Origin of the sequence: Salipiger bermudensis, from assembly GCF_017309175.1 — a bacterium.
GTDB classification, from domain to species: domain Bacteria; phylum Pseudomonadota; class Alphaproteobacteria; order Rhodobacterales; family Rhodobacteraceae; genus Salipiger; species Salipiger bermudensis.
The window spans coordinates 1-25,707 of record NZ_JAEKJV010000025.1 but is presented as its reverse complement, the minus strand read 5'-3'; the positions used below and the strand labels follow the sequence as shown (position 1 = coordinate 25,707).

Sequence of the window (25,707 nt, the reverse complement as noted above, 5' to 3'; positions counted from 1 at the left end):
CAATGGGAGCGTTCATTGACCCTGACACCAAAATCTCTCGGCATGACTGCGGCGGCAGGATCAGCCGCCTTGCTGTTGGGGGCCTTCGTTTTCCAGGCTCTTGGGTACGCGCCGTGCGCAATGTGCATCTGGCAACGCTACCCACACGCAATCGCCATTGGAATGGGCGCTCTGTTGCTCTTTGCTCTGCCGATTTTGCCAATCCTGATAATCGGTGCCCTGTCGGTACTCAGCACATCCGCGTTGGGAGTGTTTCATACCGGTGTCGAGCGCGGCTGGTGGGAGGGACCGACTTCTTGCACGGGATCCGGCCTCGATGTTTCCCAAATGTCGGTATCGGAATTGCTGCCCTCTGCCAGTTCAAATACGTCCAATCTTGTTCTGTGCAGTGAGGTTGTCTGGGAATTTCTGACGTTGTCCATGGCCAGTTGGAACGCGATCCTAAGCGGTGTCCTTGCTTGCCTCTGGTTGGTCGCGATCGCAAGACATCAAAAGGTTCGGTGGCATGGGGTCGCGGACGTTTCTTGAATCGTCCCGCATTCATCGAAAACAAACAAAGGGCTTCGCTTCATGGTTACAAGACGACACTTCCTTGCACTTTCCGGCTCGCTGTTTTCAGCGTCTCTGAGTTCGCCAGCATTCGCTAAGACCTGGCCGTCAACAGCCGAAAAAGCAGCTTGGGATGCGCAGATCACGCCCGCCAACTATGACCCGGCAACAACCAACCCATGGGGGCTGCATCCCAGGCTGCTGCCGCAACGCGTTTTGGCGAATGACGGTTTGCGCCCGGGTGACATTCACGTCGATGCGATCGCGCGCTATCTGTACCATATCGAGGAAGGTGGCACCGCGATGCGATACGGGGTGGCGATTGCCAAGGGCGATCTCTATGAACCCGGCACCTATACGATCCGCCGAAAGGTCGAATGGCCGCACTGGACGCCAACGCAGTCAATGATCGAACGCGATCCGGAGGCTTACGAGCGGTTTGCCGACGGTATGGAGCCCGGCCCCAACAATGCCTTGGGCAGCAGGGCTTTGTATCTATTCGTCGGAGATCGGGATACGTACCTTCGAATTCACGGAACGCCGAGCCCTCGCAGCATTGGCGGCCGGGCCAGTTCGGGATGCGTGCGCATGGTGATGGCCCACATCAATGATCTCTATCCGAATGTCGCTGTCGGATCGACGGCGTTCCTTTACTCGGCCGAAGACAGCGTTACCGCTCGAAGCTAACCTATTGCATCTTTGGCTCACACGCCGAGGACTGCGTCGTGCAGGGACATCTTCCAATGAATTGTTGGACGAACACTCACGGCTGTGTCGCAAGTGAACTTTCGAACTGTGCGATCGCTACGGATTTGTCGTCCTCATCGTTCTCGAACAGCTTTGTGGTTCGCACGCCCGGCAACTTGCCAAAATCCGCCATCAGGCGCTTTGGAAAAAATGTGCGTCCGATGGATTCAAATCCTGGTAATTGTCTGAGTACCGCGGAGGTACTGGCACTACAAAAACCGGAAGCGGCTGGGCCGCTGGCAATTGCAAGGCGCAAAGCCTGCTCCGCGACTTCGGGAGACACATCGATCTCTTGTATGACGACATGGTAGGTCTCGCGAGCATGAGCCCGCGCATAAAAATCGACCACTTGTGGAGTAATGCCATAAAGCACATCTCCCCGTTCCGGTACAGCGCTCAGCCGGACCGTTCCTGCCGGATCGAAGATAACACGCTGCGACCCATTAATCATGACGCTGCTATGCGCACCCGCCCCGGACCTGTTGTTGATCATGGTGTACAACGTCAGCGCGGCCGGTCCATCGTGACGGTAGGATGCGCTACTGATGACTTCGGCTGAAGCATCCGGGCGCATGTCGTTTCCTGCGCCGCACCCCGCCAAAATTACCAAGGTTAGAACTGAGAAAATGCGGTTCAAAAAGAGCACCCTGCAGCCTCCTGCCATGGGCTGAATAATTGAATTTTCGGGATATTCAGGTCCTCTACCACTCTCGACACCAACTCTTCCGGATTTCACGTCCACCGAAACACGGGTTCGGTGTCGGTTGGTACGCGACTCCTCGACAGGTTTTTCTCTGGATATCGCAAGTCTCAGATTAAGAGGAGCGTTCGCCCCGAATTGATTTGTCGCAATTTGTAACAGACCCCGCCTTTGTGACCTCGCGATACAAAACACCGGCTCGCGTGGCATTCCGCATCTGCAGGTGCATCCCATATGGTGGCTATCGTAACACTGACACGAGGTGATCGACATGAAACGCAATACTCTACTCGCTGCAATGACTCTGGCTGCAACCGCCTTTGGTGGCGTCGCCTTGGCGGATGCCAACCATGGGCACAGTGGTCAACCTGGTGCCCAAAGTGGGGCAGGCATGATGCAGAACGGTGGTCCGGGCATGATGGGGAACATGGGCGGAATGATGGACATGATGCAGCGCATGCACGGAAACATGATGGGCGCAGGCATGGGCAGTGGTATGATGGGCGCAGGCATGGCTGGCGGCATGATGCAAATGTTCGACACCGATGGAGACGGCACAACGACGCCGGAAGAAATGCGCACGCAGCTGCAGGCCAAGCTTTCCGAGTTTGACAGCGACGGGGATGGAAACCTCTCGATTACCGAGTTTGAAGCTCTCCACAGCGCGATGATCCGCGAAATGATGGTGGATCGTTTTCAACACCTCGATGCCGATGGCGACGGCGCGGTGACGCCGGAAGAGATGGCCGCTCCGGCCGATAGGATGGAGCGGATGCAGATGATGCGGTCGAACATGGCAGATGCGCCTGCGCGGCCGGGCAACGGTCAGGGCATGGGCAACGGCTCCATGATGCAGGACAACTGAGCCAATGGGTGCCGGTTTTTTCCGGCACCCGTCCTCAAAACGCCAAAACCGTTCTCGGCCGGGACATTGAACCGAACCGCGACCTGAACCGTTTAGCCTCGTTATGCCAAAAAATAGAGACACGGAAAGGAAAATTCCCATGGCCTATACCTATGATCGCGTCCTGAAAGACACCAATATCGATGACGCAGAGATGCGTGTTCGGGATGCTTTGGCAGACAAGGGCTTCGGCGTTCTGACTGAGATTGACGTCAAAGCGACGATGAAAAAGAAACTTGATGCGGACATGCCGCCTTACCGCATTCTCGGGGCCTGTAATCCGGGCATGGCGCACAAAGCCATCGAGATCGAGCCTCGCATCGGTGCGATGCTTCCCTGCAATGTCATCCTGCGGCAAGTGGACGGCGACACCGAGGTCAGCGCGGTCGATCCTGTCGCTTCGATGCAGGCGGTGCAGAACCAAGACCTGGACGCGGTCGCCGGCGAAGTCCGCGATCTACTCCGGGACGCCCTCGACGCCGCGTGATGGCGGGATGGGCGTTGGATGCCCTGTCGCAGATCGAGCGCCTTTAGCGGTGCTCGATCAATGCCATCTAATCCCCACGTAAATTCCTGATGAGGAACTCACCCAGTGCTGCCAGCGGGATTGCCATTTCCGGATATTGGAACCGACCTCATCTCCTTCGACATCGGGGGGGTCACATTCGCACTCCGCTGGTACGCGCTAGCCTATATCTTCGGTATCCTGATTGGCTGGCGCATTTGTTTGAGTGCGATAAGCCGTCCCGCGCTCTGGACATCAGTTGGACCGCCGCTTGACCGGACGCAGATCGAAGATCTTCTGACGTGGATCATCATCGGCGTGATTGCTGGTGGTCGCCTAGGCTTTGTACTATTCTACCAGCCTGCATATTATCTCGCAAATCCCTTGGAAATTCTGATGGTCTGGCAAGGCGGCATGTCCTTCCACGGGGGGTTCGCGGGCGTTGTCATCGCTGCCTTGCTGTTCTGCCTTCGACAGAACGCGTCTTTGCTCAGCACTGGCGACTTGCTGGCTTTGGCGGCACCGCCAGGCTTGTTTCTTGGGAGGCTGGCGAACTTCACCAACAATGAGTTGTGGGGGCGGCCGACGGACGTTCCCTGGGCGGTGATCTTTCCCGGCGAAGTCGCGCAGGCCTGCCCAGGGATTAGTGGCCTCTGCGCCCGACACCCGTCCCAGCTGTACGAGGCGCTATTGGAGGGGCTCATTCTTGGAATGCTGCTCATTTATCTCGCTTGGGGCCGGGGCTGGCTGAAAATGCCCGGTGCCTTGGCTGGCGTGTTTCTGACCGGCTATGGTCTTGCCCGAAGTTTCGTCGAGATGTTCCGGCAACCGGACCAACAATTTGTGACGGCGGACAACCCGATCGGCCATGCGCTTCATTTTGGTGAGTGGGGTTTGACCATGGGCCAGTTGCTCTCCATGCCAATGGCGCTGGTCGGGCTGGCGTTGATCGTGTTCGCCCGGCGGGAACGGGGCCGGACAGCGCCACCCCGCAGAGCCGCAATGTAATCGCCGTACTGATCTCTCTTGACCCTCCCGCGGATGGAAGCCCTAGGCAAGAGAAGCATTCTCGGAAAGGACCGCAAAATGAGCACTCCCGACAGTTCTGAAACCACAGCAGCTTCTTCGGTATTCGTTTGCCCCATGCACCCTGAGGTGCGGCAGGACGAGCCCGGCAATTGTCCGAAATGCGGGATGCACCTCGTGCCGGAATCGGAGCTCGAGGTCCATTCAGCACATGATCATCACGAACACCACGCGGGTGCCACGCCGGCCGATGGCCGATATGATCTGGTTCCTACAGGACATGATGGTCCCATTTTCACCTGCCCGATGCACCCTCAGGTGCGGCAGCCTGATCCGGGCGCGTGTCCGATCTGTGGTATGGGATTGGAACTGGAATCCGGTGTGCCGGGCGATGAAGGTCCAAATCCCGAACTGGTGGATTTCACACGGCGGTTCTGGGTCGGCACAGTCCTGACGATCCCGCTCCTTGTCCTCACGATGGGGCCTTTCGTCGGTTTCCCCGCAGTCCGGACGTTTTTTGGCGAAAGCACTACACAATGGATCGAATTGATCCTGGCAACGCCAGTGGTCTTGTGGTGCGGCTGGCCGTTTCTGGAACGCGGATGGATTTCCTTCCGCACATTGAACCTCAACATGTTTTCCCTGATCGGCATGGGCGTTCTAGCCGCCTGGCTCTTCAGCGTCGTTGCCGTTCTCGCACCGGACATATTCCCTGATGGGTTCCGAGACTCCGAAGGCCATGTCGGCGTCTATTTCGAGGCGGCGGCGGTGATCGTGACGCTGGTGCTGCTCGGCCAGGTGATGGAACTACGCGCCCGCGAGGGGACCGGCAAGGCGATCCGCGCGCTTCTCGACATGGCGGCAAAGACCGCGCGGGTCATCCGGGACGACGGATCCGAGGAGGAAATCCCGCTGGAGGACGTGCAAGTCGGGGACCGGCTGCGCGTGCGGCCCGGTGACAAGGTGCCGGTCGATGGCGTGGTTCTGGACGGCCGGTCCTCGGTCGACGAAAGCATGATCTCCGGTGAACCCGTGCCGGTCGAGAAGACCGAGGGCGACCCGCTGACCGGCGCGACGATCAATGGCACCGGCAGTCTGGTGATGGAGGCGACGCGTGTCGGGTCCGACACGATGCTGGCTCAAATTGTCGAGATGGTGTCGAACGCGCAGCGCTCGCGCGCCCCGATCCAGAAATACGCCGACAAGGTGGCGGGATATTTCGTTCCGGCCGTCATCGGTATCGCGGTCCTGTCCTTCATCGCCTGGGCGATCTGGGGGCCCGCGCCTGCGCTTTCCTACGCATTGATTTCGGCGGTGGCGGTTCTGATCATCGCCTGTCCTTGTGCGCTTGGCCTGGCGACACCGATGTCGATCATGACAGCGACAGGACGGGGCGCTCAGGCAGGGGTGCTGATCAAGAACGCCGAGGCGCTGGAGCGGTTCGAGAAAGTCGATACCCTGATCGTCGACAAGACCGGCACGTTGACCGAAGGCAAGCCGCGGCTTGTCGACGTACTCCCGCAACCCGGCCACGACGAAGCCGAGGTCTTGCGTCTCGCCGCATCGCTTGAGCGCGGATCGGAGCACCCCTTGGCCGAAGCGATCGTCAGGGGTGCGGAGGAGCGAGATGTCAAAATGGACGAGGCACGGGACTTCGAGGCGGTCACTGGCAAGGGCGTCAAGGGGGTCGTTGACGGCAAAGCGGTCGCGCTCGGCAATTTGGCGATGATCCGCGAATTGGGGCTCGAGGCGGGCGCGTTGACCGCCAAGGCCAATGCCCGCCGCGACGAAGGCGAGACGGTCATGTTCGTTGTGCTGGATGGCGAGATCGCCGGTCTAGTTGCTGTCGCCGACCCAGTGAAGGAGACCACGCCAGAAGCCATCGAGGATCTGCATGAACTGGGGTTCCGCGTCATCATGGCGACCGGCGACAACGAACGCACGGCCAAGGCCATCGGCACGCGGCTCGGAATCGATGAGATCCGGGCCGACGTGCTGCCGGAGGACAAGGCGCGGATCATCCTTGAGTTGCAAGAGGCGGGCCACAAGGTCGCCATGGCCGGGGATGGCGTCAACGACGCCCCCGCGCTCGCGCAGGCCGATGTCGGCATCGCCATGGGCACCGGCGCCGATGTGGCCATCGAAAGCGCGGGCGTCACGCTGGTCAAGGGCAACCTTGATGGTATCGTGCGTGCGCGGCGGCTCGCCCGGGCCACGATGCGCAACATCCGCCAGAACCTGTTCTTCGCGCTGATCTACAACGCCTCCGGCGTGCCGGTCGCGGCGGGAGTTCTGTTTCCCTTCTTTGGCATCCTCATCAGTCCGATGTTTGCTGCCTTCGCCATGAGCGCGTCGTCAATCTCGGTGGTGCTCAATTCGCTGCGCCTTCGCGGCGTTCGTATCTAGAAGCGCGCAACAGCGTTCGGATGAACCAAAATTAAAAGGGGGCCATTTATGCAGAGCGAAAAAGAAACGTACCGCGAAAATTCCATCAGTCTGGGCGGAGCCGTTGCGATGGGGACAGGCGTGATGATCGGCGCTGGAATCTTTGCGTTGACGGGGCAAATCGCGCAGCTCGCCGGCCCGCTTTTCCCGCTTGCATTCATCGCCGGCGCGGTCGTCACAAGCTTCAGCGCCTACAGCTACATCAGGATGTCGAACAAATGGCCGTCCTCGGGTGGCATCGCCATGATCCTGCAGAAATGCTATGGCCCCGGAGCCATCGCGGGCGGGGCCGCACTGCTGATGGCGCTCAGCATGGTGATCGCGGAAAGCCTCGTCGCGCGAACCTTCGCCACCTATGTCCTGCGCCCTTTCGATATCGAAGGTGGCCCATTGGTCCCCGCTCTGGCTGTGGCCGTGATCGTTTTCGCCTTTTTGGTGAACATGGCCGGAAACCGCTCGGTCGGGCTGTTCTCGTTGATCATGGCCGCGATCAAGATCGGAGGCATAGCTCTGTTTGGCATCGCGGCCCTGTGGTCCAGTGGTTTTGCGTTCGCCGCGGCGTCCGAGACCTCACAATCCTACGGGCTCACGGGGTTCATCGCCTCTACGGCGCTGGCCATCCTTGCGTTCAAGGGATTCACCACGATCACCAACAGCGGAGCCGAGATCACTGAACCAAATCGCAATGTTGGCCGAGCGATCATGTTCTCTATCGGAATCTGCGTCGTCGTCTACCTGTTGGTCGCCTACGGGGTCGGTTCGAGTCTCACGATCGAGGAGATCATCTCAGCGCGTGACTATTCGCTGGCACAAGCGGCGCAGCCCGCCCTTGGACAAACCGGCTTCATACTCACGGTGATCCTGGCCGCTGTCGCAACGGCGTCCGGCGTTCTGGCCAGCGTCTTCGCGGTGTCGCGTATGCTGGCGATGCTGACCGACATGGAAATGATCCCGCACAGCCACTTCGGTATGCCAGGTCCCATCCAACGCCACACCCTGGTCTATACTGTCGTCATCGCCGCGACGTTGGCCGTGCTCTTTGATTTAGGCCGGATCGCATCCCTCGGTGCTTTCTTTTACCTCGTCATGGACATGATCATACATTGGGGCGTGTTCCGCTATCGTCGAGCAGACGTCGGCGCCTTCGGTATCGTGCTTTTGACTGCCCTGGCGCTCGATGCGATAGTACTGGCAGCTTTCACCGTGATGAAGCTTCAAAGCGACCCGATGATCGTTCTCTACGCCGCTGTCGGGATGATCGCTGTGTTCGCCTTCGAGCGCGTTTACTTGTCGCAATGGGTGGCACCGCAAGTCGCCCCCGCCCCCGCCCACGCCCACGGTGATTAGCCTGCCATCACCTGGCCTGAAGAGATGCGATGCCTTGTGCGCCGATCGTGATCAGCCCGACCGACAAGGCAAACGCAGCCAGGGCAAGCAGCATCACGCCCGTGTTCATGGGCAAGCGACGTACAACCGGTCCAAGAAATTCCGACCGCCCGAAAGCCGAGACGTAGAGCGGCAACGCGCTTATCATAGTCGCATAGAGGTAAACGCCGGAGATGTTCTCGAAAAACGCCGAACGCGCAAGAGTCGGGGATACAACCGCCAAAGCGGTTGAACGATTGCCGCCGAATGACCCGAACCAGTCGGCAGATAGAACGTATATCAGCACGTGGAGACCTGGAAAGAGAAGGGCTCTGAGCAAGACATCGACCAGCACGAAAAACGCCGTGTCTCTTGAGCCCGCCTTTGGTTGCTTTGTCATAGCGAAAAGGAAAAAACTGACATAGTTGACGGCAAAAACCACGGGCAAACCGTTGGTCGCAACCTGCCTTAGTAAGCGCATGAGTGCCGGTCCGCCGGCAGCAAGAGCCGGAGCAAAGCCCGGAGCCAGTAAGACGTAGAACAACAGGACCGGCAGTAATGCAGCGAAGCTGAACAGCAGGACATTTCTAACAAACTGAGCCGCGGGCATACTGATAGAGAAAAATCTATCCATTGAAATAGCCTGCCATGTGGGCACCACTAGGTCGATGATACGGGGCGTTGTTGCACAAGTCTGACGCCTCAGGATTCCCTTCGCGAACCCATGCTGTTAGCCGCATTCCATGAGCAACCCATCTCCCGCCCGCTATCGTACGACCAACTGGTCCAGCTACAACGCATCGCTGCGCAAGCGGGGGTCCCTGCTGATCTGGGTCGACGAAGACATCACTTGGCGCGCGCCCTCACCGCCGCCCTCCTAGCCGGCACGATATCATTTCTGTCCCCCTGCGTGCTACCTCTTGTGCCAGGTTATGTCTCCTACGTAACCGGGCGCACAGCCGCTGAGGGCGGGGTGGTCGGCGCTTCGCCGTCGCGCGCGGTCTGGCTGAGCCTGTGTTTTGTCCTCGGCTTCTCCACCATCTTCATGGGACTTGGCGCATCCGCGACTGCAATGGGTCAGGCCCTGCTTCGGTGGCGGTATGAACTCAACCTCGTTGGGGGCGGCATCATCATTTTCTTCGGGCTCTTCATGATAGGAGCCGCGCGTGTTTCGGTCATGGAACGCGACTTCCGATTCAATCTCAACATCCCCGGGGGCCAACCCGCTGCGTCCTATGTCCTCGGTCTTGCCTTCGGTTTCGGCTGGACTCCGTGCATCGGCCCGATCCTCGGCGCGATCCTGACAGCCAGTGCGGCGAGTGCCACGATGGGCGAAGGTATCATGCTGCTTGCCGTCTATTCCGCCGGCCTTGGAATACCGTTTCTGATCGTGGCCGGATTCACCGACCAGATCGCGGGACGGTTGCGGGCCATCGGCCGGGTTGGCCGCCGCCTCCACCAGCTTGCGGGCATAGTGATGATCTTGATGGGGCTGGCGATGATGACAGGGCAGTTGAGCGCGCTGTCATACTGGATGCTCGACGTATTTCCGGTTCTGGGACGGATCGGATAGCTCCATTAGTAGCAGCGTCTATTGATAACAGAAAATTTTCTTGAACCTCTAGTAGCTTTAGGAGTTAAGCCACCGACAAAGAACGGCACCATGGAGCAAGTTGCCAATAACGCCTCACTCCTTCCCGGGCGAACAACACTGCGTTCGGGGTAAGGTTCGGTTTGCCGTCCAATGCGTGAACGGAGCAATCTATATGCTGACAAGACGACATTTCATCCAGACGACCACCGCGCTGTTTTCGGCATCGATATCCAGCCCGCTCCTTGCAGACACGTGGCCTACCGATGCGCAGAAGGCAGCTTGGGACGCACAGGTTACACCTCCCGGCTACGACCCGGCCACGTCCAACCCTTGGGGCCTTCACCCTCGCTTCCTGCCACAGCGGGTCCTCGCGAAGGACGGACTTGTACCCGGTGATATCCATGTCGATGCTGTTGCGCGCTATCTCTACCACATCGAAGAAGGCGGCACGGCGATGCGCTATGGCGTGGCGATCGCGCGCGGTAAACTTTACGAACCGGGCACCTATACGATCAAGCGCAAGGTCAGGTGGCCGCATTGGCAGCCGACACAAAACATGATCGACCGCGACCCAGAGCTTTACGCCGATATCGCTGACGGTATGGAACCCGGACCTGAAAACGCGCTCGGATCGCGAGCCCTCTATCTCTTCGTCGGCGACCGAGACACCTATCTAAGGATTCACGGGACACCGTATCCAAGAAGCATTGGCGGCCGTGCGAGTTCCGGCTGCGTCCGAATGGTCATGGCACACATCAATGATCTCTATCCCAACGTCGAGATTGGCTCGACGGCATTCCTGTACTCGGCGGAAGACAGCGTCACCCCGAGAAGTTGACTGGCGCATCATGTGTTACGCGTGGGCTTGACGCATCTATGGGCTGATCAGGACTGGCGCGAAGTGCAGATGGGGTTGCCACCTGCCGAGCGTAGCGGAACCAAGGTGTTTTCCACCGGACCGCTGTGTTCATACCAATAACAGCCATCCTCGGGACGAAGCCGCGCCGTGGTGAGATCCTGACCAGGCGCAGCAAGGGCAATGACGGCCTCGGGAACACTTCCCACTTCGTTGCGAGCGCCGCCGTCGTCCAGCGTTGGCACCGCGCAGCCAGCAAGCACCAATGTCGCTGCGATAATCGGCGCGTTTCGTTTCTGCATGTCTACCTCACTCATTCTGATCGCTTCGTACCGGCAAGCGTTGCTCCAACCGCGTCGTTTCAAGGGGGCGGCTAGCTTCAAGCCTCCGCAGGGCGCCTTTCTTGCTGGACGAATATCCACTTGTTGCCCTTGAAGCTCTAGTTACTGTAGGGGCTATGTCAATGTGGAATCAATGAATCCTGAGGTCAATCCATGTCTTCCGACGGCAACCGCAACGATCACGGCCATCCGGGTGATCAAGAGCATTCTGACCCAAGAGGCAACTCCTGTTGCGACGCCAGCAAGGACGTCGCGTCCACGGCGCCAGCGCCGTCTGGCGGAAGGAGCTTTCAGGTCTCCGGGCTCGATTGCGCCGAAGAGGTGGCGATCCTGAACCGGGTTGTCGGGCCGAAAGTGGGCGGAACCGAACACCTGGCATTCGACGTGATCAACGGGCGAATGACCATCCTCGATAGCGCCGAGAGGATACCAGACGACGAAGTCACGCAGTTGGTCGCAACGACCGGCATGAGCGCCAAGCCATGGGATGCCGACAACGCAGCAGAGGACCAGGCGGCGCATCTGGCACGTCAGAAGCGCTTTACCTCGTTGAGCGGCGGCTTCTGGGCGGCGGGATTCCTTTTTCACATTGTCGAGACCGGCATGGGCGGCGCGCTCGGGCTCTTTGCGGGCCATGGCGAGGTGCCTATGCCTATGGTGGAAGCAGGGATCTTCGCCGTCGCGATTCTTTTTGGCGTCTGGCTTGTCGCGCCCAAGGCCTGGTCTTCGGCGCGGAGGCTTAGCCCCGACATGAACCTGCTCATGGTGGTGGCCGTCGCGGGCGCCATCGGCCTCGGCGAGTTTTTTGAGGCCGCGACGGTCGCCTTCTTCTTCTCGCTTTCGCTTTATCTTGAGAGCTGGAGCGTGGGGCGGGCGCGTAATGCGGTTTCCGCGCTCCTCGATCTGGCGCCGCCAACGGCGCGGGTTCTTTACGACGACGGATCTGAATCCGACGTTCCGGCCGCGGCCGTGGCAGTCAATGCAAGGTTTATCGTGCGCGGCGGCGACCGGATCCCCCTCGACGGTGAGGTCGTGGACGGGGCAGGGGCCGTCGATCAGGCCCCAATTACTGGGGAAAGCGCGCTAGTGCCCAAGGAACCAGGCGACGAGGTCTATGCCGGCACGATCAACGGCGAGGGCACACTGACGGTGCGGGCGACGAAGGCCGCCTCGGACACGGTGCTCGCGAAAATCATTCGCATGGTGGGCGATGCCCATGCCCGCCGCGCGCCGGTCGAACAGTGGGTGGCCAAGTTCGCGCGCATCTACACACCCATCGTGATGGCTTTGGCGATCGCCATCGCGCTGGTGCCGCCACTGCTGCTCGGCGGCGCCTGGGACTACTGGTTCTACAATGCTCTGGTCCTTCTGGTCATCGCATGTCCTTGCGCGCTGGTCATTTCTACGCCGGTCTCCATCGTGGCAGCGCTGACCGCGTCGGCACGGGCGGGGGTGCTCATCAAGGGCGGCGCCTATGTCGAGGCGCCGGGGCGGACCACGGCACTGGCGATGGACAAGACCGGGACGATCACCATGGGCGAGCCTGAGGTGGCGGCGGTTCACCCACTGGTCGGCGTTTCCGCACGCGATCTCATGGCGCTGGCAGCAAGCCTGGAGGCGCGGTCTTCACACCCGCTGGCACGCGCCATCCTCTCGCGCGCCGAAGCCGATGGTGTTTCCGTGTCTGCCGCAGAGGACACCCGTACCGTGCCCGGGCGCGGTCTGGAAGGACGCGCCGACGGGCGCGCTATCTGGCTCGGCTCGGATCGCTTCGCCGAAGAGAAGGGGTTCGGCAATGCCATTCCGGCGGATCTGCGGGATCGGATCGAAGGGGCAGGGAGCACCCTCGTTGCCGTGGGTGACGAGACCGGCGTGACCGGCGTACTGGAGCTTCGCGACCGCATCCGCCCAGATGCAAAGGGGATCGTTGCGCGTCTGCATGCGCAGGGTGTGAAGACCATCGTGATGTTGACGGGCGACAACGAACGCACCGCGCGCGCGGTGGCAGCCGAAGTCGGCATCGACGAGGTGCGCGCCGAACTTTTGCCAGAAGACAAGGTGACGGCCATTGAGGAACTCGTCGAAAGCCACGACATGGTGGCGATGATCGGCGACGGTGTGAATGACGCACCGGCCATGGCGCGGGCGCATTATGCCATCGCCATGGGCGCTGTCGGATCGGATGCCGCGATCGAGACGGCCGACATCGCGCTGATGACCGACGACATCGGCAAGGTACCCTGGCTTATCGGCCATTCGCGCCGTGCCATGACGATCATCCACCAGAATATCGGCATATCGCTGGCGACCAAGGCGCTGTTCGTCGGGCTGACCGCGTTCGGTATGGCCTCAATGTGGGGCGCCATTGCTGCGGATGTAGGCGTGTCTCTGCTGGTGGTCGCCAACGCACTTCGGCTCCTGAACGGCCATCAGGTTGAGGCCGGGCCTTCAGGCGGAGAACCGGTGGGCGAGCAGATGGCGAAAGGAGCACTGGCGCACGGTCATTGATCCGGCGGTTTCGGTAGCTCGATATCGCTTTTGCGGTCCAGCCACGCCAGCGCCCCGACAGAGAATTCCGAACCCCGGTAGGGTTCCGTCCAGGCGGTCTCGATGTCGTCCCAGGGCAGAGGCTCGAGATTTCCAAGAAAGAGCGTCAGACGGTAGGCCGCTGCCTCGGGAAGCCAAGGCGCCTCCTTGGCCGGCGTCGCGGCGACAGGTCCGGACAGGAGGAGCGCACTTGCGAGTGTGGCGAGCAGCACTCTCATAATATTTCGCATCACCACGGCCTCCAAAGTAAAAAGTTAGACATGGCTAACTTATCTACCCGAAGCAAACAAGTTGTCAATCCCGCTGTTTCGCTGCAAAGTCCCGAGTATGACAAAGCTACAATCACAAGGGCGTGAGCCATTCGAAGCGGTCGACCGGGCTCCCGAGGCGCAGGCCGATGGCTTTGCGACCGTGCGTCAGGCACATGAAAGCGAGATGGCGGAGGATTACGTCGAACTGATCGCGGAACTGATCGAGACGCGCGGGGAGGCCAGACCGGTCGAGATCGCCGAGCGGCTTGGCGTGAAGCCGCCGACCGTGACCAAGAACATCTCGCGGCTCAAGGCTGCTGGTCTGGTCCGGCGGGAGCCATACCGCGCGATATTCCTCACCGATGCCGGGCAGGACCTCGCGGAGATCTGTCGACGCCGCCACAGGGTCGTCGTCGCCTTTCTTCTGAGCCTGGGAATCGACGAAGAGACCGCGGAACGCGATGCGGAAGGGATCGAGCATCACGTCAGCGGGACGACATTGGAGGCGTTCGAGCGACGGCTCAATCAGAAATGAGCTCGCCTAGATGCACATTCGCGCGATTCTCTATCGGGACCTCGAGCTATCAGGTCTTCAAGCCGCTGACACGTTTGCGCAATTTCGAAGCTCGCTAGCCGAGAACCCGCGACAGCACGATGGTTGCAAACAGGGCGACAAGTCCGAAGGCGATCGCAGACGCTACCGCATATTGGAGGATATCCAGGTGATTCCCCCTCCTCCGTCGTGCCAGATAGCCACCCCAGATCGCGCCTCCGATAGCGCTCACGATCACAAGCATCAGGATACCTCCGTTCCAAAATGCCGCGCATCGGGATCTCGTCCGAGCAAACTGGCCAGCCAGCCGAAGACCCAGCACCCAAAAACAAGAACCAACAAGGTCCAGTCGCCGAACCGCGCATAGGGCGTTGGAGTACGCGCGCCCGGCAGGCCGGCATCAATGGTGCCTGTTTCCCCGGTATCAAGACGCGCGACGACATTTCCATTGGCGTCGATGATCGCGGATATCCCAGTGTTGGCCGCCCGGACCACGGGAAGTCCCTCCTCGACCGCGCGCATCCGCGCGGAGGCGAGGTGCTGCTCGGGTCCGATGCTGGTTCCGAACCAGGCATCATTTGTGGCGTTGAATATCCAGTCGGGGCGGAAAAGGTCATCGACCACGTGGCCCGGAAAGATGATCTCGTAACAGATCGCCACCGCGACCAGAGGCGCGCCAGGGATCGCCAGCGTGCGCGGCCCTGGTCCCGGCGTGAAATCGCCCAACCCTTCGGTCAGCCGCTCGATGGGCAGCCAGCCTTTCAGGGGCACATATTCCCCGAACGGAACAAGATGATGTTTTGCATACCCCGTCAGAACCTCGCCGCTGCCGTCATAGGCCTGAACCGTGTTGAAATATCTGGTTCCCCCATCGCCCTCCACTCGGTCAGGCGCACCTGTCAGTAGGATCCTGCCGTCTGGCAAAGCTGCAGATATCCGCGCGCGTGCCGCAGCATCTTCGTCCAGAAAGCCGGGGAAGGCCGTTTCCGGCCAAAGCAGCAAATCGAAACGTCCGGGTTGCGCGGACAAGCCCAGGTATTTTTCCAAGGTTCGCTGGCGGCTGCCCGGTACCCACTTCTCGACTTGTGGCACATTGCCTTGGACGATGCGCAAAGCAACGTCTGTCGGCGGCATGTCCTGCCCTGACCGAAGCGCACCGCCAACCCAGAAACCCGCCACAGCAACGGCGAAGAGCACGAGAACAGGCGCGCGTCTCTTTGGCGCCGCCACAGTCAACACACCTGGCAATATGCCGATGAAGACCGTGAGAAAGCCCAAACCGTAGCTTCCGACCCAGGCGGCGGGTTGGCGCAGGGCGGCATAGTCGACAAGGGCATAAGCGGCAAGGTTCCAGGGAAACCCTGTCAGGACATGACCCCGCAGCCATTCCGTGGCCACCCAGCAGGTTGCAAACAGCAGGCCCGCCGCAATGCCGCCGACAGCTCGGCGCTGCATGATGGCGGCAAAAAGCATCGCCGCCATGCCCGGGAAGATGGCAAGTCCGGCGGACAGACCCGCGACCGCCGGAATCGCCAGTGCGCCGAAACGTTCGGCATCGACGTAAAAGCTCTCGGCGATCCAGGAAATTCCAATCCCGAATTGGCCCAGTCCGAAAGCCCAACCGACAAGGAAAGCGCGCGAGGTTGAGATGTTCCGGAGAACGATAAAGAGCACGGAGAAGGCGACAGGGACCGCGATGAGCCAAGAAAACGGCGGAAGAGTCAAAACCGTCAATCCGCCGGCAGCAAGGGCAAGACCCATGCGCTGGAACAGGTTCAGGTCCTCACTAACGAACTGCGGCAATCCCGGCTTCATGAATCGGTCTGAAGTCGAGCGCCAACCCACGGCGCAATGAGCAGCAGCATCACGCCGCCAACCACAAAAACATCGGCCATGTTGAAGGCAGGCCAGTGCGCCGTCCCGATGTAGAAATCGAGGAAATCCGTCACCGCACGATAGCGCAGGCGGTCCAGAATATTTCCGAGTGCACCGCCGATGATCGCACCATAGGCAATGGCCTCGACCCGGCTGCTGGTACGGACCAGCATGAACGCCAGCCAGACGCAGATGCCAAGCGCCAGTAAGACAAGGCTCCACCACGGCGCGCCGCCGAGAAGCCCGAAGGTCACTCCGTCATTGCGCAGGTAGATGAGATTGAAGCCGGGAAAGACCGATACGCCGGAACTAAGAACAGTCGCATTGGACACAACGATTGCCTTCGTTGCCTGATCGACAAGAAAGGCGATCAGCGCAGCAAGCAGACCGACGAAGAGGCAAGTTCTCATCAGCTTATCCCAGCCAGACGTCGAGGAACAACATGATCACAAGACCAACGGCGAGGCCGAGCGTCGCCCTGTTCTGATGGCCGGATCGGTGGGTTTCCGGAATGATCTCGTGGCTGATGACGTAGAGCATCGCACCTGCTGCGAAGGCGAGACCCCAGGGCAGCAGCGGTTGCGAAAGACTGATAATCCCTGCGCCGAGAAGTCCACCGACGGGCTCGACGAGACCGGTCAGAGCGGCGATGCCCCAGGCGCGAAGCCTGGAATAGCCCTCGCCGAGCAACGAAACCGCCACCGCCAGACCTTCGGGGGCATTCTGTAATCCAATACCGATCGCAAGTGGCAACCCGCCCGACAAACCGTCAGCCCCGAACCCGACGCCGACGGCAAGCCCTTCGGGAAAATTGTGGATAGTGATCGCGATGATGAAAAGCCAGACGCGCCGCAGCGATGCGGCGTCGGGACCTTCCCGCCCCGTCTTGAAATGTTCATGCGGTAGCCGTTCGTTCATCAGAGCGATCGCGCCCATGCCAAGCAGGATCGCAACACATACGATGGCCGCCGGGAGAGCACCGTTGTCGAACTGTCCTTCAGCTGCGTCGAGAGCCGGGATGATCAGCGAGAAGAACGAAGCCGCGAGCATGACACCCGCCGCGAAGCCAAGCAGCAGATCGCGCGTGGCCCGGGACGGGATGCGCCCAAAAAGAACGGGGACCGCCCCGACCGCGGTCAGCGATCCGGCGGCCAGGCTTCCAAGAAAGCCAAGCGCTATGGGGGAGAGGGGTTCCAATTGTTAAGGTTCTGCCGCGAGTTCAGTCAGGAGCCGAGTAGCTGGTGTAGACCTCGGTCGATCCGTCTTCGTGGATCAGGAAGACATCGTAAGCCTCCCGGTCGTCCTCCGGTCCCATGCCGGGCGACCCGTAGGGCATTCCCGGCACCGCCAGGCCTACCGCGTCTGGCCGGTCCTCCAGCAGGCGTTGGATGTCAGCCGCCGGCACGTGGCCCTCGATCACATAGCCGTCGACCAAAGCCGTATGGCAGGAGACCATGCGCTGCGGCACGCCATTGTCGAGTTTGAAGCGCACAAGAGATCCTCCGAACATGTCCTCGCCCATCGGCGCGAAGCCATTCTCCTCGAGGTGCTTCATCCAGGACAGGCAACAGCCGCAGCCGTTTGTCTTCCGGACGTCGATCTGAATCGCCTCTGCGACGGCCTGCGCCGCAGGAAGCAAGGCAAATGCGATGGCAAGGGCGGGAGTAAATCGTTTCATGGATCAAAGCCTTTCGGTTGTCGTCTGTGCAAATTCGCTGGCGAGCCTCTCAGCAAGAAGTGAACGCGCCTCACGCAGTCGCTCAAGCGCGGCCGTGTCGTCCGCTTCACGCTCGGCCGCCTCTGCCAATCGGTCGTCAGAGAGAGGGTCGGTTGGGCGACCGTCCACCAGCACTTCGTAATGTAGGTTGGGGCCTGTCGCGGTACCCGTCGCACCGACCCGCCCGATCATATCTCCGGCCATCACGCGTTGCCCTTGTGTGAGCCCGTCCGGTACGGCGCTCAGATGCGCATAGCGCGTCAGGGTGTCGGAGCCATGAGCGATCTCGACGACCCGGCCATACCCACCGCGTCGGCCGATGAAGCTAACGCGGCCCGGCGCCGTCGCCTGTACCGGCGTGCCGCGCGCCGCCGCGAAGTCGACTCCTGTGTGCATCCGTACATTGCCGTAGACCGGATGGGTGCGGCGCCCGAACACAGAACTCAGCCGTGCACCTTCGACCGGTTGCGCAAACACGCGCAGGACTTCTCCGTCGACATAGATCGTCGCTTGGCCGCTGCCGTCGTTCGGCCAGACGATTTCATAGACCGAGCCATCGATATCCAGTGCGGCAAAGGCAAGCTCGGGCTGACCAATCCTCTTGTTCCCGTCTCGGGCCTCGCGCCAAAGGAGGCGCATCGTCTCGCCACCCGCAAGATCACGACGGAAATCCACGGTGCCGCCCAGCATCTGCGCCAGGTCCACCGCAAAACGGGCGGGGATGTCTGCCGTGTTCAGGGCGGCGAAAATCGAGCTCTCGATCACCGCCTCGCCGGCGAAAGTCACCAATTCGGGATCCGGGTCCAACACGCGGGCGGCAAGCTGTTCGCCGAAGACCGCCTCTATCCGGACACCGTCTTCGACGGCGAGCTCTACACGACGCGGGTTGTCGTCCGTTGTGGAAACCACCGTAATGATGTGACCCGGACGCAGACGGCGCAGATCGTATTCCGTGCCAATCGCCAAGGCGATTTCGGCGCGATCCGAAGCATCCAGCCCCGCATCGGAAAGGACCGCATCAAGCGTCTCGCCGGACGCAATCTCCCGCGACCAGGTGACCAGCGGGGGCTCGATAGATGGCAAGGAGGTATCAGCGGGGGAAACGGTCAGGAGCGGCCGGGGTCTGAACTCGAATGCGATATCCGCCTGGGCGAGTGTAGGGCGGACCGAATTGGTTTCGGTAATCCGAGGCGGCGCAAGCGGATTGGGAGTCCAGAGGGTCGCTTCAGCAATCGCAGGGGGCACCGGTTCTTTGGACAGAACGCCAGAGATGGCGATGGCGGTCACCGAAAATGCGCCTGCGACCGCAACGGCCGCCAAGACAGTTCTTATCTTCATGTTGCCCCCTCTACGTCTTCTGTCAGTGCGCGCTGGATCTTCGGCACCGCGAATTCTCTTTGCTCGTGATAGTCGATCATGGTGACGAGCTCACCCTCGGCATCGAACAGGAATACGCTTGCCGTATGGTTCATCGTATAGCCGCCGCCCTCAGTCGGGACGCGCTCAAATGAGGCACGAAACCCTTCTGCAGCGCGGGCAATTTGGTCTTCCGGCCCCGTCCAGCCACGAATGACCGGATGAAAATAGCCGACATATTCGGCCATGGCCTCGACCGTGTCCCGCTCCGGGTCGACCGTGATGAAGACCACGTTCATCTCTGATGCTTCGTCGCCCAGTTCCTCAAGCCAGCCGGAAATATCCGATAGGGTCGTCGGGCAGACGTCCGGGCAGTAGGTGAACCCGAAAAACACCATTGTGGGACGACCGATCAGGTTGCCAGGCCCTACCTCATTTTCCTCGTGGTCGGTCAGCCGGAACTCCATCGCCGATAGGGGCAGGGGCCGCTGCCCTTTTGGTTCAGGCGCACCGGGCCCGTCCACCCGCCACCAGCCCACGAAGAGCGTCAGGCCAAGAACGCCGGCACCGGCTGCGCCGTATAGAAGGAGCTGCCGACGTTGCATCAGCCCTCCGGTCCACGCGCGGCGATTCCGAGGATTGGGACCTCGACCGTCACCTTGCCGCCATCCGAGAAGGTCAGTGTCAGCGGGAAATTCTCGCCTTCGGTCATCGGCTCTTGCAGCTTCATGAGCATGGCGTGCAACCCGCCCGGCTCCAATGCCACGCTTTGGCCGGGCTCAATCGTGATCTCGCCTGCAGGCGCCATGGAACTGACGCCATCGGAGTTGGTTTTCGACTCATGGATCTCGGGCATCATTGCCAGCGGTGTCGCAAGTCCGGTCAGCGTAACGGCGTCTTCACCCGTGTTGCGCACGGTCATATAGGCGGCACCTGGCCTGTTGACGCCGATCGAGGCGCGGGACCACGCATTCTCGACCACGACATCCTCCGAACCGGCCAGTGCGGGGGCCGACAGCCCTGCAACCGTCAAAAGCACGGCCAATGCATTGGTATATCTCAACTTCTTCACCACTCGTTTCTCCTGCCTCCGCAAATCAGCTTTGGCTTGCCGCAACTTCCACTGCCACCAGCCTCTGCAATTCGGCCTCACCGAACGGATCGAGAGGCTTGCCGTTCACGAAGAACGTGGGCGTTTGGCGGACCCCGACTGTCTCGACATCGGCGCGGTCCTGGTTGAGCACCGCCACAACACCGGGGGCCAGCATCTGTGTCCGGGCAGCTTCGACATCCAGACCTCCGCTTGCTGCAATCTCAAGGATCAATCCGGGTGCCGGGGTCCCGTGAGACGCCCATCTGGGCTGCTCTCGCAAGACTGCCTCGAGCACAGGTTCAAACACGTCCTGCATGCGCGCCGCCTCGAGCACACGGATCGCTTCTACCGACGCCTCGCCGTGAAAAGGCGTATAGCGGATTACAACGCGCACCGCGTCTCCGTGCTCCGCCATGATATCCTCGACGACCGGATAGAAAGCGCGGCATGCCTCGCAGGCCGGGTCGAAGAATTCAACGATGGTTACGGGCGCATCCTCGGGCCCGAGGATCGGGGAATAGGGTCGGATCAGCGCGTCGGCCATTTCAGGGTCGATGGGATCGGACGCGGCAATCGGGTCGGGGCGGGTGGCATACCAGGCGGCACCGCCGAAACCGGCGACCCCGAGCGCGAGAACGGACAGGATGAGGCCGCGTCGTTTCATTTTTGTGTTTCCTTCAGTGAGAGAGCCGACAGCAGACCGATCATCGCGAAGGCGACGAGCGCCATCAAAGGAATCGGAATGCCGAAGACCAGTTGATTGTCGTCGGTACAGGATGGGCCGGTCGCCGTGCAGGGCTGGATACGCTCGGGGATAACGCCGACATAGAGGCCCAAGTGCCAAAGCGCGACGGCGGCACCGCCCAAAGCCAGCGCGATCCCGTAGCGACCCACGCGCCGATCCTGCCACCACAGCCCAAGCCCGAGGATGATGGCCAAGGGGAACATGAAGGCACGCTGGAACCAGCAGAGCACGCAAGGTGTCTGCCCCAGAACCTCGCCGATGAAGAGCACGGCAAGCGACGCGGTGAGCGCGATGATCCAGGCCAGGCCAAGGGCCGTCTCTCCGGAAAGTCGGGTCATGACGATCAGATCCTCTGTCTCAGATCGGCGAGGATCTCTTCGGCGGGCGTGCCGTAGGGCCAGGAGTCCGCGAAGCCTGCTTGCGTGTCGAAAAGGAAAAGATGCGACGTGTGACCCATCGTGTATCCGCCCGGCGCAGTCGCCTGCTCGATCCGCTCAAAGAATATCGGAAAGGTTTCGGATGTCGCGGCGATCTGCTCCGGTGTACCGGTCAGCCCGATGATCCCTGCGTCGAACAGGGGCACATACTCGGCAAGTGCAGTCGGCGTATCCCGCTCCGGATCAATCGTTATGAAAATCGGCTGAACCATTGCTGCCTCATCGCCCAGGCCCTCCATCACGGCCGCGACTTCGGACAGTGTTGTCGGACAGACGTCGGGGCAATTGGTGAAGCCAAAGAAGACCAGCATCCAGCGCCCTGCGAAATCTTCGTCCGTTTGGACCATGCCGCGATGATCGGTCAGTTCGAAATCAGCAAGAAACGGTGGTTCACTCTCGGTGCGGGCAAGATCGGCACGGTAGTCGGACCATAGCAACAGCCAGATGAAAACGAACGCCGCCGCGCCCGCCAACACCCACAATACCTTCTGAAGACCTGAAAGCCTCACGCCGCTCCGCCCGAACCTGATTCTATATTTTGTGTGCGTTTACATCCTCTAGCTACTGTAGGTTCAAGCGTGATTGTCATCGATCGGCCAACAATCACCGATCTGTGAAACTCGGGTGAAGCTTGTGATGCGCACCGCATAAAGCTACACCCACTGTAGGTAATGTGGGGAGCGGAAATGCTGACGATTGGGACGCTGGCGAAGAAGACCGGAACAAAGGTGCAGACCATCCGGTATTACGAGCAGATCGGACTTATGCCTGAGCCCGGCAGGACCGAGGGGGGCCAACGACGCTATGGCGACGCCGAACTCGACCGCTTGTCATTCGTCCGGCACGCACGGCAACTGGGGTTCTCGTTGGACGCGATCCGTGAGCTCCTCGATCTCAGCGATCATCCGGGAAAGTCCTGCGCTGAGGCGGATGCAATAGCCCGTCGGCAACTCAAACAGGTCGAGCAACGATTGGCGCGGCTCGAGGCGCTGCGGACGGAATTGAAGCGGATGGTGCATGAGTGCAGCGGCGGACAGACTTCTGATTGCCGTGTGCTCGAGGTACTGCGCGACCATTCCGAATGCCTGACCGACCATGAAGAGATCGGCGCCTGAGCAATTTCGACGACCTTTGATCGGAACGCAAAAAGCCCGGTGTTAGTTACTCATTGGCAATTCACTAATTTGGATACCCGGCATGGCGGAGCAGAGAAACGCAACGGAAAGACGCACACTCTGGATCGTGCTGGGTCTCAACATCGGGCTGGCAGTCGCTTTCTTCGCCTCGGGCGCATTCGGCGAGTCAAGCGCGCTTATCGCCAATGGCCTCGACAATCTGTCGGACAGTTTCGTCTACGCGATCAGCCTCTTCGCGCTGTCCCGCTCCGCCAAGTGGAAGCGCGGAGCGGCGAACGTTTCGGGCGGCCTGCTGATCCTCTTCGCCCTTGGAATCCTGTATGACGCGTGGCGCCGCTACGTCGGCGGATCGGATCCTCTTGGCACGATCATGATTGTCATGGCGCTGGTAGCGGCGGCCATCAACGCACTTTGCGTCTGGCTGCTGGCACGGCTTCGCGATCCAGACGTAAACATCCGAGCGGCGAATACGTTCAGCTGGAACGACTTCGCGGCCAATCTCGGAATCGTCGTCGCAGGCGGGCTCGTAGCCTGGCTCGGAACGAATTGGCCGGACCTTGTCGTGGGCGTGATTGTCGCCGGCATCGCGGCCTGGGGTGGCGTCGGAATCCTGAGAGACGCGCATGGTGAACACCACAAGGCGGTGCACAATGACGATCAGGTAACCAAGGACTCGGCCTGAAATCGGGGCTTGAAGCTACAGTGACTGTAGCAACTACATATTCTCGTGAACGATTCGAGGAGGTATCCCGTGAACCCCGCCGACCCTCATTTGGCCAAAACCCGGCTGCTGGATTTTGACGCGACCTCAATTGCAAAACTGATCGAGGAGCGCGGCTGGGCAGACCTTCCCAGCGACGACCGAATTGGGGCCATCTACGATTTCGTCAGGAACGAGATTACCTTCGGCTACAACCGCGCCGACGACATTCCGGCGTCCGAGGTCCTCGCAGATGGCCACGGGCAGTGCAAAACCAAGGGCACGCTCCTCATGGCCCTGCTGCGTGGCGTGGGAGTTCGCTGCCGACTGCACGGGTTCACAATCCACAAGGCGCTTCAGAGAGGCGTCGTTCCGGAACTCGTCTATCCCCTCGCGCCGTCCGAAATCCTCCACTCCTGGGTAGAGGTGGACTTGGGCGACGGATGGGTCAATCACCGCCAGAACTTCGGATTTGTGCGCGACTTGCTCTATCGCCACGTCATCCGTCACTGGATGAATGCCAGGGTTCGCCGCATCCGCCGCGGAATCTTGCCGCCGGTCCCCGGATTCGATCGGCCGAACCACCGCCATGAGGAGACGAACCGTGCCGCATGATCACGGCCACGCCCACATCGATCCTCAATCCGGTGATCGTCGCGTCTCCATCGCCATCTGGGCCAACGGCCTCCTGACGGTCGCGCAGATCGTCGGCGGGATCCTTTCCGGCAGCCTCGCGCTGATCGCGGATGCCCTCCACAATTTCTCGGACATGGCGTCGCTGGTGATCGCCTTCTTCGCGCGTAAGATCGCTCGCCGCCCGGCGGACAAGCGCATGACCTTCGGCTATGGGCGGGTAGAAATCGTCGCAGCGCTCATCAACTACACGACACTTATCCTGATCGGCTTCTACCTGATCTACGAGGGTGGCATGCGCATGATCGACCCACCAGAGGTACAGGGCTGGACGGTGGTGATCCTGGGCGGTGTGGCACTGGTCGTCGACACGTTGACGGCGCTGCTCACCTATTCGATGCAGAAAGGCAGCGTGAACATCCGTGCGCTCTTCCTGCACAACCTATCGGACGCTTTGGCCTCCGTGGCGGTCATCATCGGCGGCTCGCTCATCCTCCTCTACAACATGCGGTGGGTCGACCCGGCGATCACCATCGGCATCGCTCTCTACATCCTCTACCTCGCATTTACCGAGATCGGCGGTCCGATTCGGACGCTGATGCTCGGCAGTCCACCGGACATCGATAATGAAACCGTCGTTCAGGCGATGCGGGGTGTGGATGGTGTCGCGGACGTTCATCACGTGCATCTGTGGCAGATGCAGGAGCACGAGGCGGCTCTGGACTGCCACGTCGTGCTGACAGCGGACGGCTGGGGTCAAATCGAAAAGATCAAGGCCGCGATCAAGGACCGGCTGAAGGACGATTTCAGCATCGGTCATTCGAGTCTGGAATTTGAGCACGAAGACCGCGCACACGAAAACGCTGACCTTTACGGTCACGGCAAACCGGAAAAAGAGGAGGAAAACCATGTTCACCGAGACACTGACAGCTCATGACGACACGATTGGCCTCGCCTGCGAGGGCAAGCTCAGCGAAAGCGACCTGAAACGGATGCACGCCCTGCTTCATGAGCGCCTGCAAGAGACAAGTAAGCCCGGCCTGGTTCTCGATCTCACGAGGTTCGAAGGCTACGATGGGCCGTCCGCTCTGCTCGAAGATCTGAAAATCGACACAGCCCATAGGAATGACTTCCGCCGCGTCGCTGTGGTGGGCGAAGGGGCTTTGTTGGAGTGGGGAACCAGGTTCGCCGACGTGCTGACCACGGCAGAACTCCGTTAGTTCGACCCGGCGGAAATGAAGGCGGCAATCGCCTGGGCAAGTGAAAGGTAGAGTAGCTTTCAATCAGATGCCTTCGCAGAAGACAGCATCTGTTCGAAACCATAAACAAAAGAACTACAGCAGTTGCGAGACCCAAGAGCAATCCGAAAGTTCTGAACATGGTCGCTCCTTTCGCAAAGGAGTAACTTTGGTACGGTGGCACTGCCCTTGCCGGGGCATTATCAAATCGTAATGTTTTAGCGGCTCAGGGCGCCAGTTGGTTAACATAAACTTCACTATCGGATATTGAATTGTGTAGCCGCAAAGCTAAAATGTCACCCATGAACAATTCAGGAATGTCACTCTCCGTTCATAGACTGAGGGAGAATGGGCATGGGATGGGTGATGATGAGCGAGCGCGAGTTGAACCGCG

At 60.5% G+C, this 25,707-nt stretch carries 31 protein-coding genes and 1 pseudogene; 17 read left to right on the top strand and 15 right to left on the bottom strand.

From position 1 onward, the window contains the following. The first annotated feature begins 15 nt into the window (after window positions 1–15). Both JF542_RS22745 and JF542_RS22740 read left to right on the top strand, forming a co-directional pair. Window positions 16–528 carry a disulfide bond formation protein B gene (locus JF542_RS22745; protein ID WP_012187181.1) on the top strand — a complete coding sequence of 171 codons (513 nt, stop codon included), beginning with the start codon at window positions 16–18 and terminating at the stop codon, window positions 526–528. A gap of 42 nt (window positions 529–570) precedes the next feature. Next, on the top strand, window positions 571–1,236 hold the full coding sequence (locus tag JF542_RS22740; RefSeq protein WP_012187180.1) for a L,D-transpeptidase: 666 nt from the start codon (window positions 571–573) through the stop codon (window positions 1,234–1,236). A gap of 76 nt (window positions 1,237–1,312) precedes the next feature. Here JF542_RS22740 and JF542_RS22735 read toward each other — a convergent pair whose 3' ends face one another. Further along, entirely contained in the window at window positions 1,313–1,870 is a 558-nt protein-coding gene (locus JF542_RS22735; RefSeq protein WP_242533902.1) for a hypothetical protein, read from the bottom strand. 397 nt (window positions 1,871–2,267) lie between these two features. Between JF542_RS22735 and JF542_RS22730 the strand changes: the two genes are divergently transcribed. The 5 genes from JF542_RS22730 to JF542_RS22710 all read left to right on the top strand — a co-directional run bounded on the left by JF542_RS22730 (window position 2,268) and on the right by JF542_RS22710 (window position 8,223). Continuing rightward, complete coding sequence (locus JF542_RS22730) at window positions 2,268–2,861, top strand: EF-hand domain-containing protein (RefSeq protein WP_223229252.1); 594 nt, start codon at window positions 2,268–2,270, stop codon at window positions 2,859–2,861. Window positions 2,862–3,000: 139 nt separating this feature from the next. Further along, window positions 3,001–3,387 carry a DUF302 domain-containing protein gene (locus JF542_RS22725; RefSeq protein WP_050686143.1) on the top strand — a complete coding sequence of 129 codons (387 nt, stop codon included), beginning with the start codon at window positions 3,001–3,003 and terminating at the stop codon, window positions 3,385–3,387. Between the two features lie 105 nt (window positions 3,388–3,492). After that, window positions 3,493–4,413, top strand: coding sequence for a prolipoprotein diacylglyceryl transferase (gene lgt / locus JF542_RS22720; RefSeq protein WP_050686145.1), 921 nt, complete (start codon window positions 3,493–3,495; stop codon window positions 4,411–4,413). Window positions 4,414–4,491: 78 nt separating this feature from the next. Continuing rightward, window positions 4,492–6,837 (top strand): copper-transporting P-type ATPase, encoded by a 2,346-nt coding sequence (locus JF542_RS22715; protein WP_012187177.1) that lies wholly within the window; start codon window positions 4,492–4,494, stop codon window positions 6,835–6,837. 48 nt (window positions 6,838–6,885) lie between these two features. After that, a complete protein-coding gene (locus JF542_RS22710; protein WP_007803442.1) occupies window positions 6,886–8,223 on the top strand; it encodes an APC family permease in 1,338 nt (445 codons plus the stop codon). Between the two features lie 7 nt (window positions 8,224–8,230). Here the strand turns inward: JF542_RS22710 and JF542_RS22705 are convergent, their stop codons facing one another. Beyond that, complete coding sequence (locus JF542_RS22705; protein ID WP_007803445.1) at window positions 8,231–8,875, bottom strand: hypothetical protein; 645 nt, start codon at window positions 8,873–8,875, stop codon at window positions 8,231–8,233. A 109-nt stretch (window positions 8,876–8,984) separates the two neighbouring features. On the opposite strand from JF542_RS22705, the pseudogene JF542_RS22700 reads away from it, so the two are divergent. The 3 genes and pseudogenes from JF542_RS22700 to JF542_RS22690 form a co-directional block, all read left to right on the top strand. Then, a pseudogene (locus JF542_RS22700) lies at window positions 8,985–9,104 on the top strand (IS5/IS1182 family transposase); the annotation flags it as partial. Further along, window positions 9,092–9,814, top strand: a complete 723-nt coding sequence (locus tag JF542_RS22695; RefSeq protein ID WP_007803446.1) for a cytochrome c biogenesis CcdA family protein — start codon at window positions 9,092–9,094, stop codon at window positions 9,812–9,814. The pseudogene JF542_RS22700 and the gene JF542_RS22695, both read left to right, overlap by 13 nt. 193 nt (window positions 9,815–10,007) lie before the next feature. Further along, window positions 10,008–10,673 carry a L,D-transpeptidase gene (locus JF542_RS22690; protein WP_007803448.1) on the top strand — a complete coding sequence of 222 codons (666 nt, stop codon included), beginning with the start codon at window positions 10,008–10,010 and terminating at the stop codon, window positions 10,671–10,673. A 47-nt stretch (window positions 10,674–10,720) separates the two neighbouring features. Here JF542_RS22690 and JF542_RS22685 read toward each other — a convergent pair whose 3' ends face one another. Beyond that, window positions 10,721–11,008 (bottom strand): hypothetical protein, encoded by a 288-nt coding sequence (locus tag JF542_RS22685; RefSeq protein ID WP_369817429.1) that lies wholly within the window; start codon window positions 11,006–11,008, stop codon window positions 10,721–10,723. Window positions 11,009–11,185: 177 nt separating this feature from the next. Between JF542_RS22685 and JF542_RS22680 the strand changes: the two genes are divergently transcribed. Beyond that, entirely contained in the window at window positions 11,186–13,540 is a 2,355-nt protein-coding gene (locus JF542_RS22680; RefSeq protein ID WP_207287124.1) for a heavy metal translocating P-type ATPase, read from the top strand. Here the strand turns inward: JF542_RS22680 and JF542_RS22675 are convergent. Beyond that, window positions 13,534–13,797 carry a hypothetical protein gene (locus JF542_RS22675; protein ID WP_224888552.1) on the bottom strand — a complete coding sequence of 88 codons (264 nt, stop codon included), beginning with the start codon at window positions 13,795–13,797 and terminating at the stop codon, window positions 13,534–13,536. The two genes, JF542_RS22680 and JF542_RS22675, sit on opposite strands and share 7 nt — an antisense overlap. 109 nt (window positions 13,798–13,906) lie before the next feature. On the opposite strand from JF542_RS22675, the gene mntR reads away from it, so the two are divergent. After that, window positions 13,907–14,365 (top strand): manganese-binding transcriptional regulator MntR, encoded by a 459-nt coding sequence (mntR, locus tag JF542_RS22670; RefSeq protein WP_008327326.1) that lies wholly within the window; start codon window positions 13,907–13,909, stop codon window positions 14,363–14,365. A 94-nt stretch (window positions 14,366–14,459) separates the two neighbouring features. On the opposite strand, the gene JF542_RS22665 is transcribed toward mntR, so the two are convergent. Genes JF542_RS22665 through JF542_RS22615 form a run of 11 tightly spaced genes read right to left on the bottom strand, consistent with a single transcriptional unit; the run spans window position 14,460 to window position 22,079 of the window. Then, entirely contained in the window at window positions 14,460–14,627 is a 168-nt protein-coding gene (locus JF542_RS22665) for a hypothetical protein (RefSeq protein ID WP_007803456.1), read from the bottom strand. Then, window positions 14,627–16,198, bottom strand: a complete 1,572-nt coding sequence (lnt, locus tag JF542_RS22660; protein WP_007803458.1) for an apolipoprotein N-acyltransferase — start codon at window positions 16,196–16,198, stop codon at window positions 14,627–14,629. The genes JF542_RS22665 and lnt overlap by 1 nt, the downstream gene beginning before the upstream one ends. Beyond that, window positions 16,195–16,668 carry a signal peptidase II gene (gene lspA, locus JF542_RS22655; RefSeq protein ID WP_007803461.1) on the bottom strand — a complete coding sequence of 158 codons (474 nt, stop codon included), beginning with the start codon at window positions 16,666–16,668 and terminating at the stop codon, window positions 16,195–16,197. The genes lnt and lspA overlap by 4 nt, the downstream gene beginning before the upstream one ends. 4 nt (window positions 16,669–16,672) lie before the next feature. Next, window positions 16,673–17,455 carry a ZIP family metal transporter gene (locus JF542_RS22650; RefSeq protein WP_007803463.1) on the bottom strand — a complete coding sequence of 261 codons (783 nt, stop codon included), beginning with the start codon at window positions 17,453–17,455 and terminating at the stop codon, window positions 16,673–16,675. A 22-nt stretch (window positions 17,456–17,477) separates the two neighbouring features. Next, window positions 17,478–17,936, bottom strand: coding sequence for a DUF411 domain-containing protein (locus JF542_RS22645; protein WP_007803465.1), 459 nt, complete (start codon window positions 17,934–17,936; stop codon window positions 17,478–17,480). 3 nt (window positions 17,937–17,939) lie between these two features. Then, window positions 17,940–19,313: a M23 family metallopeptidase gene (locus tag JF542_RS22640; protein ID WP_007803467.1), complete on the bottom strand. Its 1,374-nt coding sequence runs from the start codon at window positions 19,311–19,313 to the stop codon at window positions 17,940–17,942. Next, complete coding sequence (locus JF542_RS22635) at window positions 19,310–19,936, bottom strand: SCO family protein (protein ID WP_007803468.1); 627 nt, start codon at window positions 19,934–19,936, stop codon at window positions 19,310–19,312. Before JF542_RS22635 ends, JF542_RS22640 begins: the two co-directional genes overlap by 4 nt. Continuing rightward, the gene (locus JF542_RS22630) at window positions 19,936–20,406 is read right to left on the bottom strand and encodes a copper chaperone PCu(A)C (protein WP_008327335.1); all 471 of its coding nucleotides are present in this window, start codon (window positions 20,404–20,406) and stop codon (window positions 19,936–19,938) included. The genes JF542_RS22635 and JF542_RS22630 overlap by 1 nt, the downstream gene beginning before the upstream one ends. 22 nt (window positions 20,407–20,428) lie before the next feature. Further along, entirely contained in the window at window positions 20,429–21,088 is a 660-nt protein-coding gene (locus tag JF542_RS22625) for a DsbA family protein (protein WP_007803472.1), read from the bottom strand. Beyond that, window positions 21,085–21,507 (bottom strand): disulfide bond formation protein B, encoded by a 423-nt coding sequence (locus JF542_RS22620; protein ID WP_007803474.1) that lies wholly within the window; start codon window positions 21,505–21,507, stop codon window positions 21,085–21,087. Before JF542_RS22620 ends, JF542_RS22625 begins: the two co-directional genes overlap by 4 nt. 5 nt (window positions 21,508–21,512) lie before the next feature. Beyond that, complete coding sequence (locus tag JF542_RS22615) at window positions 21,513–22,079, bottom strand: SCO family protein (RefSeq protein WP_007803475.1); 567 nt, start codon at window positions 22,077–22,079, stop codon at window positions 21,513–21,515. Between the two features lie 213 nt (window positions 22,080–22,292). On the opposite strand from JF542_RS22615, the gene JF542_RS22610 reads away from it, so the two are divergent. The 5 genes from JF542_RS22610 (at window position 22,293) to JF542_RS22590 (ending at window position 25,295) form a co-directional block, all read left to right on the top strand. Beyond that, on the top strand, window positions 22,293–22,721 hold the full coding sequence (locus JF542_RS22610) for a MerR family transcriptional regulator (RefSeq protein WP_007803476.1): 429 nt from the start codon (window positions 22,293–22,295) through the stop codon (window positions 22,719–22,721). An 82-nt stretch (window positions 22,722–22,803) separates the two neighbouring features. Beyond that, complete coding sequence (locus tag JF542_RS22605; protein ID WP_008327361.1) at window positions 22,804–23,424, top strand: cation efflux transmembrane domain-containing protein; 621 nt, start codon at window positions 22,804–22,806, stop codon at window positions 23,422–23,424. A gap of 69 nt (window positions 23,425–23,493) precedes the next feature. Continuing rightward, complete coding sequence (locus JF542_RS22600; protein ID WP_207077537.1) at window positions 23,494–24,057, top strand: transglutaminase domain-containing protein; 564 nt, start codon at window positions 23,494–23,496, stop codon at window positions 24,055–24,057. Next, the gene (locus JF542_RS22595) at window positions 24,047–25,012 is read left to right on the top strand and encodes a cation diffusion facilitator family transporter (RefSeq protein ID WP_007803480.1); all 966 of its coding nucleotides are present in this window, start codon (window positions 24,047–24,049) and stop codon (window positions 25,010–25,012) included. Before JF542_RS22600 ends, JF542_RS22595 begins: the two co-directional genes overlap by 11 nt. Next, window positions 24,984–25,295, top strand: a complete 312-nt coding sequence (locus JF542_RS22590) for a SpoIIAA family protein (protein WP_007803481.1) — start codon at window positions 24,984–24,986, stop codon at window positions 25,293–25,295. Before JF542_RS22595 ends, JF542_RS22590 begins: the two co-directional genes overlap by 29 nt. The last annotated feature ends 412 nt before the right edge of the window (window positions 25,296–25,707 follow it).

What these genes read in the sequence shown, in the direction of transcription:
- JF542_RS22685 (WP_369817429.1), bottom strand. Translation starts at nt 11,008, where the DNA reads ATGAGTGAGGTAGACATGCAGAAACGAAACGCGCCGATTATCGCAGCG.
- JF542_RS22620 (WP_007803474.1), bottom strand. Translation starts at nt 21,507, where the DNA reads ATGACCCGACTTTCCGGAGAGACGGCCCTTGGCCTGGCCTGGATCATC.
- JF542_RS22680 (WP_207287124.1), top strand. Translation starts at nt 11,186, where the DNA reads ATGTCTTCCGACGGCAACCGCAACGATCACGGCCATCCGGGTGATCAA.
- JF542_RS22640 (WP_007803467.1), bottom strand. Translation starts at nt 19,313, where the DNA reads ATGAAGATAAGAACTGTCTTGGCGGCCGTTGCGGTCGCAGGCGCATTT.
- JF542_RS22610 (WP_007803476.1), top strand. Translation starts at nt 22,293, where the DNA reads ATGCTGACGATTGGGACGCTGGCGAAGAAGACCGGAACAAAGGTGCAG.
- JF542_RS22740 (WP_012187180.1), top strand. Translation starts at nt 571, where the DNA reads ATGGTTACAAGACGACACTTCCTTGCACTTTCCGGCTCGCTGTTTTCA.
- JF542_RS22665 (WP_007803456.1), bottom strand. Translation starts at nt 14,627, where the DNA reads ATGCTTGTGATCGTGAGCGCTATCGGAGGCGCGATCTGGGGTGGCTAT.
- JF542_RS22705 (WP_007803445.1), bottom strand. Translation starts at nt 8,875, where the DNA reads ATGGATAGATTTTTCTCTATCAGTATGCCCGCGGCTCAGTTTGTTAGA.
- JF542_RS22590 (WP_007803481.1), top strand. Translation starts at nt 24,984, where the DNA reads ATGTTCACCGAGACACTGACAGCTCATGACGACACGATTGGCCTCGCC.
- JF542_RS22735 (WP_242533902.1), bottom strand. Translation starts at nt 1,870, where the DNA reads ATGCGCCCGGATGCTTCAGCCGAAGTCATCAGTAGCGCATCCTACCGT.
- JF542_RS22715 (WP_012187177.1), top strand. Translation starts at nt 4,492, where the DNA reads ATGAGCACTCCCGACAGTTCTGAAACCACAGCAGCTTCTTCGGTATTC.
- JF542_RS22675 (WP_224888552.1), bottom strand. Translation starts at nt 13,797, where the DNA reads ATGAGAGTGCTGCTCGCCACACTCGCAAGTGCGCTCCTCCTGTCCGGA.
- JF542_RS22635 (WP_007803468.1), bottom strand. Translation starts at nt 19,936, where the DNA reads ATGCAACGTCGGCAGCTCCTTCTATACGGCGCAGCCGGTGCCGGCGTT.
- lnt (WP_007803458.1), bottom strand. Translation starts at nt 16,198, where the DNA reads ATGAAGCCGGGATTGCCGCAGTTCGTTAGTGAGGACCTGAACCTGTTC.
- JF542_RS22605 (WP_008327361.1), top strand. Translation starts at nt 22,804, where the DNA reads ATGGCGGAGCAGAGAAACGCAACGGAAAGACGCACACTCTGGATCGTG.
- JF542_RS22690 (WP_007803448.1), top strand. Translation starts at nt 10,008, where the DNA reads ATGCTGACAAGACGACATTTCATCCAGACGACCACCGCGCTGTTTTCG.
- lspA (WP_007803461.1), bottom strand. Translation starts at nt 16,668, where the DNA reads ATGAGAACTTGCCTCTTCGTCGGTCTGCTTGCTGCGCTGATCGCCTTT.
- JF542_RS22730 (WP_223229252.1), top strand. Translation starts at nt 2,268, where the DNA reads ATGAAACGCAATACTCTACTCGCTGCAATGACTCTGGCTGCAACCGCC.
- JF542_RS22725 (WP_050686143.1), top strand. Translation starts at nt 3,001, where the DNA reads ATGGCCTATACCTATGATCGCGTCCTGAAAGACACCAATATCGATGAC.
- JF542_RS22710 (WP_007803442.1), top strand. Translation starts at nt 6,886, where the DNA reads ATGCAGAGCGAAAAAGAAACGTACCGCGAAAATTCCATCAGTCTGGGC.
- JF542_RS22625 (WP_007803472.1), bottom strand. Translation starts at nt 21,088, where the DNA reads ATGAAACGACGCGGCCTCATCCTGTCCGTTCTCGCGCTCGGGGTCGCC.
- mntR (WP_008327326.1), top strand. Translation starts at nt 13,907, where the DNA reads ATGACAAAGCTACAATCACAAGGGCGTGAGCCATTCGAAGCGGTCGAC.
- JF542_RS22645 (WP_007803465.1), bottom strand. Translation starts at nt 17,936, where the DNA reads ATGAAACGATTTACTCCCGCCCTTGCCATCGCATTTGCCTTGCTTCCT.